Annotated in this window: 11 protein-coding genes; all 11 read left to right on the top strand. The window is 46.4% G+C overall.

Going from position 1 to position 12060, the window contains the following annotated elements:
- Nucleotides 1–4: 4 nt before the first annotated feature.
- The 11 genes from cobM (at nt 5) to ispH (ending at nt 12058) form a co-directional block, all read left to right on the top strand.
- Nucleotides 5–784 (top strand): precorrin-4 C(11)-methyltransferase, encoded by a 780-nt coding sequence (gene cobM / locus FCL45_RS15105; protein ID WP_136796700.1) that lies wholly within the window; start codon nt 5–7, stop codon nt 782–784.
- On the top strand, nt 777–1310 hold the full coding sequence (cobO, locus tag FCL45_RS15100; RefSeq protein WP_267313993.1) for a cob(I)yrinic acid a,c-diamide adenosyltransferase: 534 nt from the start codon (nt 777–779) through the stop codon (nt 1308–1310). Before cobM ends, cobO begins: the two co-directional genes overlap by 8 nt.
- A gap of 114 nt (nt 1311–1424) precedes the next feature.
- Nucleotides 1425–2015: an FmdE family protein gene (locus FCL45_RS15095; protein ID WP_136796701.1), complete on the top strand. Its 591-nt coding sequence runs from the start codon at nt 1425–1427 to the stop codon at nt 2013–2015.
- Nucleotides 2016–2036: 21 nt separating this feature from the next.
- Entirely contained in the window at nt 2037–3626 is a 1590-nt protein-coding gene (gene hisF / locus FCL45_RS15090; protein ID WP_136796702.1) for an imidazole glycerol phosphate synthase subunit HisF, read from the top strand.
- A gap of 123 nt (nt 3627–3749) precedes the next feature.
- A complete protein-coding gene (locus FCL45_RS15085; protein ID WP_136796703.1) occupies nt 3750–5609 on the top strand; it encodes a sensor histidine kinase in 1860 nt (619 codons plus the stop codon).
- The gene (locus tag FCL45_RS15080; protein WP_136796704.1) at nt 5609–6970 is read left to right on the top strand and encodes a sigma-54-dependent transcriptional regulator; all 1362 of its coding nucleotides are present in this window, start codon (nt 5609–5611) and stop codon (nt 6968–6970) included. Before FCL45_RS15085 ends, FCL45_RS15080 begins: the two co-directional genes overlap by 1 nt.
- A 373-nt stretch (nt 6971–7343) precedes the next feature.
- On the top strand, nt 7344–8288 hold the full coding sequence (locus FCL45_RS15075) for a TRAP transporter substrate-binding protein (RefSeq protein WP_420811236.1): 945 nt from the start codon (nt 7344–7346) through the stop codon (nt 8286–8288).
- 101 nt (nt 8289–8389) lie between these two features.
- A complete protein-coding gene (locus FCL45_RS15070; RefSeq protein ID WP_136796706.1) occupies nt 8390–8935 on the top strand; it encodes a TRAP transporter small permease in 546 nt (181 codons plus the stop codon).
- A complete protein-coding gene (locus tag FCL45_RS15065) occupies nt 8932–10329 on the top strand; it encodes a TRAP transporter large permease (protein WP_136796707.1) in 1398 nt (465 codons plus the stop codon). Before FCL45_RS15070 ends, FCL45_RS15065 begins: the two co-directional genes overlap by 4 nt.
- A 205-nt stretch (nt 10330–10534) precedes the next feature.
- Nucleotides 10535–11023 (top strand): universal stress protein, encoded by a 489-nt coding sequence (locus FCL45_RS15060; RefSeq protein ID WP_136796708.1) that lies wholly within the window; start codon nt 10535–10537, stop codon nt 11021–11023.
- Nucleotides 11024–11134: 111 nt separating this feature from the next.
- Entirely contained in the window at nt 11135–12058 is a 924-nt protein-coding gene (ispH, locus tag FCL45_RS15055; RefSeq protein ID WP_136796709.1) for a 4-hydroxy-3-methylbut-2-enyl diphosphate reductase, read from the top strand.
- The last annotated feature ends 2 nt before the right edge of the window (nt 12059–12060 follow it).

Here is a 12060-nt window from a genome sequence, read left to right as displayed (position 1 = left end):
ATACGTGACTGAACTCCAAGCAAATTCGATCCATTTCGTAGGCGCGGGCCCCGGGGATATAGAACTGATAACTCTGAAAGGGAGAAAACTGCTTGATGATGCAGATTGTATCGTTTACGCAGGCAGCCTTGTAAATCCACAGTTATTAGCCGGGTGTAAAGCTGAGATCCATGATTCAAAAGGGATGGATCTGGAACAGATAATTGAAGTGATGCATGGTAGCTGGCAAAAAGGTGGCAAAGTCGTTCGTCTACATACCGGCGACCCCTCAATTTATGGTGCTATAAAAGAGCAAATGCAAAAACTGGATTCGCTCGGTGTGCCTTATGAGGTCGTTCCCGGTGTGACTTCGGCTGCAGGAGCAGCTGCCTCCTTAAAAGCTGAGCTTACTTTGCCTGAGATTTCTCAGACTGTCATCATTACCAGGCAGGAAGGCCGAACCCCGGTACCGGAACTCGAAAAGCTTCGGGATCTTGCCAGTCACCAGACAACCATGATGATTTTTCTCTCAGTCGGTATGCTGGAAAAAGTTGTCGAAGAACTCATTGCAGGTGGGTACAGCTCCGACACCCCTATTGCAGTAGTTGAGCGTGCGACATGGGAAAATGAAAAAATTGTGCGCGGTACCCTGAGTACCATCTGCCCCTTGGTGAAATCTGAAAATATTGTGAAAACTGCCATGATCTGTGTTGGCAAAGTATTTGGCCAGGACGAGCTAAGTGCAGTCTCTAAACTTTATGATGCCGGGTTCAGTCACGGTACCAGAGAGGCAAGGTGTGACTGAAGGGTTGTTCGCAATTCACACCGGCAATGGTAAAGGAAAGACCACCGCTGCGTTAGGACTTGTTTTCAGGGCATTGGGACATGGCCAGAAAGTTTCTGTCATTCAGTTCATCAAGGGCAGCTGGCGAACAGGAGAACAGAAATTCGCAGAAGTTCTTTCGAACAGTCAACCCGGGTTACTGGATTTTCAAGTGTGCGGCAAGGGCTTCACCTGGAAATCGGATAATATTGAAGAAGATACCGCCCTGGCCCGGGAAGCCTGGCAGAGAGCAGCTGAAATCATTGCTGCGGGTGAACATCAACTGGTGATACTTGATGAACTCACCTACCTCGTCAAGTACAAAATGGTTGTTGAAGATGAGATACTTGATGCTATTTTGTCCAGGCCAGAGCATGTTCATGTTGTAGTTACGGGACGTCACGCCCCGAATTCATTTATCGATGCTGCGGATCTGGTGACAGAGATGGAAAATACCCGTCATCCGTATTCTTCCGGAATTAAAGCCCAGAAAGGCTTCGATTTCTAGCCGTCACTTCTCATTTCTATTTTGTCCGAATTTTGAAACATCATTATTTTATGACAATGTATTCCTGAGCTGATGAAAAATCAGGGATAGAGATGAAACGATTATGGAGAGCGCATGGAATCTTTTGATCAGTTACTTGAAATATCAACCAGAATCCACGGCCATATTTGTCCGGGCCAGGTGCTCGGTGTCCGTCTCAGTATGCTTGGTTTAACAGAGATAGGAATTTATGATCCCAAGGGTGCTGACCGGAAAAATCTTTATGTAATAGTGGAAATCGATCGTTGCGCCACGGACGCAATCCAGTCGGTTACGGGTTGCTCCATTGGTAAACGGTCACTCTACTGGCAGGATAACGGCATAATGGCTGCAACATTTGTTCACCTGGGTACGGGTAAGGCTGTACGGATTGTTGCCTTGGAGGAGTCCCGGGAACTATCGAAGAAATATTGCGACCATATACTCGATAAGCACCAGCGCCAGTTGGAGGCGTATAAGATAATGCCTGAACATGAGCTGTTTCGTGTAGAACATGTTCAGGTTGACATTCCCCAGGAGAACTTACCCGGCAAACCAACGCGGAGAGTTCAATGTCAGCAATGCGGCGATTGGGTGCAAGACAGTAGAGATGTTGAAGTAAATGGAAAAGTCTACTGCAAAAATTGTGCAGGAAATTGCTATTTCACAAAAAATATCAGTAATTGAACTATATAGTGGTGATTTGAGATGATTACTCTTCTTGATTATGGCGCAGGTAATGTTCGAAGCGTGAGAAACGCAATACACAAGCTCGGTTTCGAGGTACGGAATGTCCAGTCTCCAGATGATATTGTTACCGCGGATAAACTCATTTTTCCTGGGGTGGGCAATTTTGGCGTGGTAATGGAGAGGTTGGTTCGGGACGGATATGCAGAAAAACTGGTCGAGAGAATTGGTCTGAACAAACCAACTTTCGGTATCTGCGTTGCCTTACAGACATTTTTCGAAGGGAGCGAAGAGTCTCCGGGGGTTCCTGGTCTTGGTATTATCCCCGGACAGATTGAGCGGTTTCCCGACCACGCCCTTTCGGTTCCTCAAATCGGTTGGAATGGTATTAAGTTACGGAAAAACAATTCAATATTTGAACAGTACCGGGGAGAAAAATTTTATTTCGTTCACTCCTTTAAAGCCACTCCAAGTGAAGAAAACAAAGATTGGATTCTGACTACCACTGATTATGGTGAAGAATTCATATCTTCTGTCTCCAGAGGACAGGTTATTGCGACTCAGTTTCACCCGGAGAAAAGTGGTGACGCAGGTCTCAGACTTTTGCAGCGATTCCTCGAGAATAGAGAAGTTGTTGAGTCTGTTGTCACAGAAGGGAATTTACGTACCGAGCCGACCAGAATCGCCAAGCGAATAATTGCCTGCCTTGATGTTCGCAGCAATGATACTGGTGACCTGGTTGTCACCAAGGGCGATCAGTATGATGTGCGTGAAGAAGGGGAGGTGAGAAATCTCGGTAAACCTGTGGAACTGGCCCGCAGATACTACGAGGAAGGAGCTGACGAAGTAACATTTCTCAATATTACAGGGTTCAGGGATTTCCCGCTTCAGGATCAGCCTATGCTCGAGGTGCTGAAGCAGACCTCAAAAAATGTATTTGTACCCCTTACAATAGGCGGCGGAATTCGTGAATTCACCGATAGCGAGGGAAACTTCTATTCCGCGCTTGACGTTGCTTCACGTTATTTTCGCTCTGGCGCAGACAAGATATCTATTGGCAGCGATGCCGTGTACGCAGTTGAAGAATATCTTGCTACGGGGAAAAAGAGCGGCAAGACTGCCATTGAGCAAATTTCGATTGTTTACGGAGCACAGGCTGTGGTCATATCTGTCGACCCGCGCAGAGTTTATGTAAATTCTCCGGATGAGACAAGCCACAACACCATCGAATGCGCCACCCCGGGCCCTAATGGTGAAAAATATTGCTGGTATCAATGCACTGTAAGTGGTGGCCGGGAAGGGCGAGATATTGACGCGGTACAACTGGTGACAGTTTGTGAAGCGCTTGGAGCGGGTGAGATTCTACTCAACTGTATCGATAAGGATGGTACCAATTCAGGCTTTGATCTCGAGTTGATCCAGATGGTCAAAGATGCGGTTACTATTCCGGTTATTGCTTCCAGCGGAGCGGGCTCAGCTGAACATTTTGCTGAAGTGTTTAAGAAAACAAATGCGGATGCAGCCCTGGCTGCGGGAATATTTCACCGTGGTGAGGTACCTATTTCCGAAGTAAAGTCGGTTGTTGCAGCTGATGGGATCGAAACACGTTAAAATGTTTTCTGCAGCCAATACAAGTCAATGAGCTGCAATTGATATAATGCTCCGGGAAAAGAAAATCTTTCCCGGAGAGGCAGCCGTAGCAAAAGCAAGTTATTACGAGGTGCTGATCGAACAATGTTAAAGGGAAAAACCAGAAACCCCAGAAAGAAGTTTTTCCTGTTAAGCGGAACATTGTTTCTGATATTCAGCATATTCGTACTCTGGTTCACCTCCCAGTTCACCTATCAGCGTGGACTTGATCTTCTCTCTGAAAAGGGAACTATTAAGCTCGAACTATTTGTCACATACCTGCAGGGTGTTCTGGAAAAATATGAAAGTCTCCCAGAACTGCTTGCGGTTGACAAAAACCTCGTGAATACCTTACAGAATCCGCATGAAAAAGACCGGATAGCAAAACTCAACAGGTATCTGGAAACAATCAACAGCATCAGCGATACCGCTGATACCTACCTGATGGACAGTGAAGGCCTGACTATCGCTGCGAGCAACTGGCAGGCGGAACGTCCATTTGTCGGCAGAAACTTTTCGTTTCGGCCTTATTTCGAAAAAGCAATGAGGGGTGAATTGGGGCGATATTTTGCCCTTGGCACAACCTCATCGAAGCGGGGCTATTATTTTGCGTATCCGGTTCGTAAAGCCCGCGAAATATTAGGCGTAGTTGTTATCAAAATAAATATAGACCACGTGGAACAGAGTTGGGGCGATCGTGAAGACAGTTTTCTGGTAACAGATCCGGATGGAGTCATCTTCCTGACCACCAACCAGGACTGGCGTTTCAAGACCATTCAGCAACTGGAACCAGCTGCAAAAAAGCGCATTATTGCCAGTCGACGATATCCTAATGCCTCACTCACCCAGTTGTCGTATGTCAGAGAAAACCGCGATAAAGGCTGGCAGCTGGTTCAGGTGAATGATTCAAACATCAAAAAAAAGCGTGACCATCTGCAATTATCACGTCAGATGTCTGAAGCCGGTTGGAGTGTGCACATAATGACCGATACACTCCCGGTACGTAAACGTGTACTGTGGGTCAACGTGATGACCGGTGGTATACTGCTTCTTACCTATTTGCTGTTCCTGTTGTTAATGCAACGCCAGTACCGATTGAAAGAGCTTGCCAGAATACGAGAGAAAACCAGAAGGGCTCTGCAACGTGCCAATGAAAAACTTGAAGTTCGAGTTGATGCGCGTACCCGCGAGCTGACCAAAACAAACAAGTTGCTTGTCAGGGAAATAAAAGATCGACAGCAGACAGAGGCTAAACTCAGAACTGCCAGAAATGAATTGATCCATGCAGCAAAAATGGCAGTGCTTGGCCAAATGTCGGCAGGTATCAATCATGAACTGAACCAGCCTCTGGCAGCTATACGAAGTTATGCAGACAATGGCAGGCAGTTCCTCGAAAAAGGTAGACTTGAAGAAGCCCTCTGGAATCTGGAACAGATTGGTGAATTGACTGAAAGGATGGCGCAGATAGGCATTCAGCTTAAAGCCTTCTCAAGAAAGACCAGTGGCAATATGTATGTGGTGCCATTACACGGGGTAATTGATGGCGCCTTGGAAATATTACGACCTTCTATTCGTAAGCATGATGTCACAATAGATATTTCAATCATCCCGGACCACCTTGAAGTACAGGCAAATAATTTATTGCTGCAGCAGGTATTGGTGAATCTGCTTGGCAATGCGGTACATGCAGTTGAAGGCCTTGAAAAACGAAAAATACTGGTAGATTCCTATTGTAAAGAAGAACGTGTAATTATTACTGTAACAGATAGTGGAGCGGGGATTCATGCAGACAACCTGCCGTTCATTTTCGATCCATTTTTCACAACTAAAAAATCAGGACAGGGTCTGGGATTGGGACTTGCCATAACCGATAGAATTTTGCGTGATATGAATGGCGCTATTCGGTATGTGAAAATGTCAGAACCTGGTGCCTGTTTTGAGATAGAGCTTGAGAAGGCGCAGTGATGGAAATTAATAAAGTACTCTTTATAGATGACGAAAAGCATATCAGACAAGCAAACCGTCAAACCCTTGAACTTGCCGATTTAGAGGTGATATGCCTGGAGTCTGCAGAAGAGGCTTTGCCGCTCATAAGCAGTGAGTTGCAGGGGGTGGTCGTGTGCGATATCCGGTTGCCCAAAATGGATGGACTTCAGTTTCTGCTGGAAGCACAAAAGATCGATAAGGATCTGCCTATTATTCTGATAACCGGTCATGGCGACGTTTCAACCGCTGTGCAGGCTATGCGCGATGGAGCATATGATTTTATTGAGAAGCCATATTCAGCTGAAAGGTTAGTCAAAACAGTACAACGGGCACTTGAAAAAAGAGGTCTGACTCTGGAAAACAGAAATCTCAGACGCGAGCTCGAAGCTCACTCAACACCTGGGCCCAGAATTATTGGCAATACCCCGGCGATGGAAAAACTCAGGACAACAATTTCCAAGGTGGCCGATACCGGTGCTGACGTATTGGTTCTTGGTGAAACAGGAACAGGCAAAGAATTGGTCGCAAGATCTCTGCATGAACATAGTAATCGCCGTAGAAAAAATTTTGTGGCTGTAAATTGCGGAGCTTTGCCTGAGACAATGATTGAAAGTGAATTATTCGGTCATGAGGCAGGAGCGTTCACTGATGCCAAATCCCAGCGGATTGGCAAAATCGAGTATGCAAATGGTGGCACTTTACTGCTGGATGAGATCGAATCGATGCCTTTGCGTGTTCAGATTCATCTGCTGCGGGTTCTGCAGGAGCGCAGCCTCGAGCGTCTTGGTTCCAATGAGTTGATACCGCTTGATTTCAGAGTGATTGCAGCAACCAAGGTAGACCTGAAAAACCATGCCGAAATAGGTGAATTCAGGGAAGATCTATACTACCGGCTCAATGTAGTTACCCTGGAAATCCCACCTCTCAGGGATAGGAGAGAAGATATACCACTGTTATTTCATCACTTTTTGCTGGTGGCCTGCCATCGATACCAGCAGGAGGTTCCACAGCCCAGTGCAGCACAACTCAACTCGCTTATGGCATACGGTTGGCCTGGTAATGTTCGCGAGCTACGCAATGTAGCAGAGCGTTACGTATTGCTGGGAGGACAATCCGGTTGGTCGATAGATGCCTTATTATCAGGGGCTGAGAAGGAACAGCAGCGTACGTTGTCCCAGCATGTTGACTGTTTTGAACGAAGCCTTATCGAGCAGGCGCTGGTTGTTTCCAATGGTTCGATCAAAGATGTAATGGACGCACTGGCAGTACCCAGAAAAACTCTTTCGGATAAAATGCGAAAGTACGGACTGGACAAGAGTGACTATAAGTCCCTGCCGTAGCGTGCTAATGTGCCTTTCGGTATCGTTTGTAGACCAATCCCTCCTCAAATTGGCGGAAATCCCCAAAGTGTACTTCTGAAAATGGCGGGAATCCACCAATCCTCCAAATGTTTTTCATCACAATTATTGATACATTTCTTCGGGAGCCCTTTAGGTAGGGCCATTAACCCGAATATTCATTTTTTTCCTTCAGTTGGCCTCCATGTTGCTACCGTTAAGGTTAACATAGGCAAGTGTTTGCCTGGTTGGTCTGTCTGGTAGTGATATCTCAAACGTTATTACCGGCGCAGTGCTGAAGTCCTTAAAATCAATCTGGAGGAAAAGTATGTTTCGCACAATCACCACCCTGGTTGCAACCGCTGCAGTATCCGCCATGATCGTCGCTGGGTCAGCTTTTGCTGCTCCAATCACCATCAAATTCTCCCATGTTGTCGCAGAAAACACCCCGAAAGGACAGGCAGCAAATAAGTTCAAAGATTTAGTTGCTGAACGCCTTGAGGGCAAAGTTGTTGTAGAGGTTTTCCCTAACTCGCAGCTTTTTGGTGATAATAAGGTTCTGGAAGCAATGCTGCTTGGTGATGTCCAGATGGGCGCTCCGAGTCTCTCCAAATTCAGTCGATACACCAAGAAACTTCAGCTGTACGATCTGCCATTCCTGTTCAAAGATATGACCGCTGTAGATAAGTTCCAACAGTCTCAGGAAGGCCAGGAGCTTCTCACATCTCTTGAGAAAAAGGGACTGGTTGGACTTGGTTATCTGCATAATGGCATGAAGCAGCTTTCTGCCAGCAAGATACTGAAAGTTCCAGCCGACGCCGATGGCCTGAAATTCCGCATCATGTCTTCTGAGGTACTGGAAGCGCAGTTCCATGCTGTAGGTGCCAACCCGCTCAAAAAGCCTTTTTCAGAGGTTTTCACCCTTCTTCAGACCAGAGCCATCGATGGTCAGGAGAACACCTGGTCTAATATCTATTCCAAAAAATTCTTTGAAGTTCAGCCCTACATCACCGAATCGAACCATGGTCTGCTTGACTACATGGTCGTGACCTCCAAGGAATTCTGGTACGGACTGCCTGAAGATATTCGCGCTGAAGTAAAGGCCGCTCTCGACGAGGCTATTGCTTTCGGTAACGAAGTAGCAGCGAAGAAAGACGACGAAGACAAGCAGAAAATTATCGACTCCAAACGTACTGAAATCATAACCCTTAACGACGCAGAGCGCGCTCAGTGGGTAGAGGTCATGAAGCCAGTGTGGAAACAGTTTGAAGATGAGATCGGCAAAGACCTTATCGACGCTGCATACGCTTCTAATCAGTAAGAGTAACTGCTAGTTGTAGAGGTACCTGGGAGAAGTGGAGTATTTCCTGCCGGGGCAGGTGGATACCTGCCCCGGCTGTTCGTATTGAGAAGGGGAAAAATATGTTTTGGCGCATCCTGAATCGCACCGAAGAGGCGGTGATATCGTTACTGCTGGTGCTAACGACACTACTCGTGTTTGTCGACGTAGTCATGCGATTTGGTTTTAACACTGGTTTTATGTGGTCGCAGGAGCTTACGCTGCATATGTCGGCGTGGTTCGTTCTCTTTGGAACATCCTATGGGCTCAAGGTCGGCTCCCATATAGGAATGGATGCTTTCGTCAAGCTGTTTCCCAGAAAAGGGCGCAGGATACTGAGTGGCATCGCAGCCATAATCGGTATCGTTTACTGTGGCCTGATACTCTACGGCAGCTGGATATACCTGGCAAAAATGAAAATGATCGGTATCGATCTCGAAGATGTACCGATTCCTACCTGGATTGCCCACAGCATGTTGCTTGTAGGCTTCACTTTTATCACTATTCGTCTGTTGCAGATTCTCTGGTCCATTATCACCGATCAGTCTGACGGTTTTAAACACGCCGATGAAGCAAAGGAAAGTATGGAAATTGCAGAAGAATTGAAGAAAGAGGGGGAGAACAAATGACAACTGCCTGCCTGTTTATCCTGCTCTTTGGCTGTATGATGCTTGGCTTGCCGATCGCTATGGCTCTCGGTCTCTCGAGTATTGCAACTATCCTGATGTTCTCCAGTGACTCCCTTGCTTCCATTGCCCTGAAACTCTTCGAGGCCCTGTCCGAACATTACACTTTGCTGGCAATTCCGTTCTTCATTTTGTCATCGGCTTTCTTGTCTACTGGTGGTGTCGCCAAGCGCATCATTCGCTTTGCATTGAGTGTGGTTGGCCACATTCGTGGCGGTATCGCCATGGCATCTGTCCTGGCATGTATGATTTTCGCCGCCGTGTCCGGCTCTTCCCCGGCAACAGTTGCCGCAATTGGCTCGATCGTCATCGCCGGTATGGTAAAGGCCGGCTACCCTGAAAAAATCGCAGCCGGTGTTATCGCAAACGCAGGAACCCTTGGCATTCTCATCCCACCTTCAATCGTAATGCTGGTTTACGCCGCTGCAACGGAAGAATCCGCAGCCAGAATGTTTATGGCGGGCTTCATCCCGGGCATTATGATGGGTTTGATGTTGATGATTGTTATCTATTTCGTTGCCAGGTACAAAAATATTCCATGTCAGCCATGGGGTGGATTTAAAGAGATGTTTAGCTCAGGTATCAGCGCCCTTGGCGGCCTGATGCTGATCATTATCGTGCTTGGTTCAATTTACGGTGGTATTGCCAGTCCCACCGAGGCTGCTGCAGTATCCGCGATTTATGCATTTTTGGTTGCAGTTTTCGGCTATCGAGATATGGGGCCCATGAAAGGCGAGCCCTGGCGTAAAGATGGTGAATCAGTTGGTGCGATGCTGTTTAGAAATATTTCCGGCATTATTATTTCTTTCCCGAAATGTATTTATGATAAAGAGGTGAACAAGGTTGTTCTCGATGCTGCCAAGGTGAGCATCATGTTGCTCTTTATCATTGCCAATGCAATGCTTTTCGCCCACGTACTCACCACTGAACGAATTCCTCACCATATTGCTGAGATTATAGTCAATCTTGGTCTTTCCTGGTGGATGTTCCTCATTGTCGTAAATATCCTGCTGCTGATAGCCGGCAATTTCATGGAGCCTTCCGCAATTCTGCTTATCATGGCACCTATCCTTTTTCCAATAGCAGTCCAGCTTGGTATCGATCCGATTCATCTCGGTATCATCATGGTTGTAAATATGGAAATCGGAATGCTCACACCGCCCGTTGGCCTCAATCTCTTCGTCATATCAGGTATAACGGGGCATAGTATGGGCTGGGCTATAAAATCAGCTCTGCCTTGGCTATTAGTGTTGCTTACATTCCTCATTCTTATCACCTATGTTCCCCAGATATCTCTGTTCCTGCCTGAGCTGCTGGATAAAATTCAGGGATATTGATTGAGCCGAATGACTCGTTAGATTTCTTAGCTTGCCAATAAAAAAAGCCTTCTGTTCCAACCTGGAACTGAAGGCTTTTTTTTTGTTGCTCATTCATTAAAAGTTTTTGCTCGAATGTTCTGATTTTGGCCATTGGCTTAAAGATCATTATACTTTAAACAGGCTGTTAAAATTGTCTTCTGTCAACAAATCACCGGAGGCTGTCATGAACATTCCCGCTATACGTAAAATCCTCTATGTCACAGATCTCGGCAAGCATACCAGACCTGTGTTCCTGCATGCTCTCGGCCAAGCCAAAAATAACAATGCATCATTAACTGTTCTGCACGTGGTTGAGCCGATGACAGAAACAGCAAACGCAGTGATTCAAACCTACCTGTCTCATGAACAGGTTGAAAAGGTACGTAAAGATGGTATGAAAAAGGTGCTCAACTACATGAAAAAGCGCATTGATAATTTTTTGCAGGAAGAAGTTGGCGGTAAAAGCTTGAAGAGTGAACCTATTGAAGAAATAATAGTGGTCGCAGGCAAGCCCAGTGAGGAAATTCTGCGAGTTGCTGAAGAAAACAATGTGGATATGATAGTAATTGGAAAATCAACCCATAAGGTACGGGGCAGTCTGGTCATGGGCTCAACCACCAGATGGGTAAACCGTCTGGCAAAAGTACCTGTTCTTATTGTGCCGAACCAGTAACCTGAAGTATAGTGATTTTCACTGCATATACAGAAAACTTGAATCTTGAACCAGCTCAGTTGAGCTACCAGAATCCCCTTTTTCTTTACATAATTATATTCGGATTAACTGATGAACAGTTTTAACATCATTCTCGCTTCTCCACGGGGCTTTTGCGCCGGAGTTGAACGCGCCATCGAAACAGTACGACAGGCTATAAAGGACCATGGCAAACCCGTTTATGTATTACATGAGATCGTCCATAACAAGCATGTGCTTCATGAACTTGAAAAACTCGGTGCCATTTTTGTAGAGGAGTTGGATGAAATTCCGTCGGGTGAAATCTGTATCTTCAGTGCTCATGGTGTTGCTGTGGCAGTCGAAGAAAGGGCAAAAGAGCTCTCGCTGCGTACCATTGATGCAACCTGTCCACTGGTTGGCTCAGTCCACCATATGGTCGAAAGGTACTTCACTGAGGGTTATAATGTGATAATTATCGGCCACCATAAACATCCGGAAGTAGAGGGAACAGCAGGTCGAGTCACCGGAAAGGTTCATGTAATTTCCACTGAGGACGAGGCCAGGGAACTTGAAATCGAAAACAGTAAAAGAGTGGCATTTGTAACCCAGACCACCTTGAGTAAGGATGATATTACCGGTATCCAAAAAATACTGCGAGAGCGGTTTCCCATGCTTCGCGGGCCGAAGTCTAACGTCTGCTTTGCCACTGAAAATCGACAGAACGCTGTAAAGAAGCTGGCCATGGAAACGGATTTGATTTTTGTAGTTGGCTCCAAAAACAGTTCAAATTCGAACAGGTTACGGGAAGTTGCCCTGAAAGCAGGAACAGATGCATTTCTGATAGATGACTGGACAGATATAGACCCGGCATGGCTTACCTCGGTGAAAACCGTTGGCATTACAGCCGGTGCCTCAGCTCCTGAGAGACTGGTCGAAGGCGTAACGGATTGTTTGAAAAAACATGGCGCAAAGGATATTGCCACCATGAATGGCCTGCAGGAGAACATTCATTTCAAACCAGCCGAGTTGGAATAATA

It is taken from the genome of Desulfosediminicola ganghwensis (assembly GCF_005116675.2).
GTDB classification, from domain to species: Bacteria; Desulfobacterota; Desulfobulbia; order Desulfobulbales; family Desulfocapsaceae; genus Desulfopila; species Desulfopila ganghwensis.
The sequence above is the reverse complement of the archived record's forward strand: the minus strand, read 5'-3'. Positions and strand labels throughout refer to the sequence as shown.

Bases quoted from the DNA above. Each gene is read 5' to 3' on its own strand.
- FCL45_RS15095 (WP_136796701.1), top strand. From the start codon at position 1,425: ATGGAATCTTTTGATCAGTTACTTGAAATATCAACCAGAATCCACGGC.
- hisF (WP_136796702.1), top strand. From the start codon at position 2,037: ATGATTACTCTTCTTGATTATGGCGCAGGTAATGTTCGAAGCGTGAGA.
- FCL45_RS15085 (WP_136796703.1), top strand. From the start codon at position 3,750: ATGTTAAAGGGAAAAACCAGAAACCCCAGAAAGAAGTTTTTCCTGTTA.
- FCL45_RS15080 (WP_136796704.1), top strand. From the start codon at position 5,609: ATGGAAATTAATAAAGTACTCTTTATAGATGACGAAAAGCATATCAGA.
- FCL45_RS15075 (WP_420811236.1), top strand. From the start codon at position 7,344: ATGATCGTCGCTGGGTCAGCTTTTGCTGCTCCAATCACCATCAAATTC.
- FCL45_RS15070 (WP_136796706.1), top strand. From the start codon at position 8,390: ATGTTTTGGCGCATCCTGAATCGCACCGAAGAGGCGGTGATATCGTTA.
- FCL45_RS15065 (WP_136796707.1), top strand. From the start codon at position 8,932: ATGACAACTGCCTGCCTGTTTATCCTGCTCTTTGGCTGTATGATGCTT.
- FCL45_RS15060 (WP_136796708.1), top strand. From the start codon at position 10,535: ATGAACATTCCCGCTATACGTAAAATCCTCTATGTCACAGATCTCGGC.
- ispH (WP_136796709.1), top strand. From the start codon at position 11,135: ATGAACAGTTTTAACATCATTCTCGCTTCTCCACGGGGCTTTTGCGCC.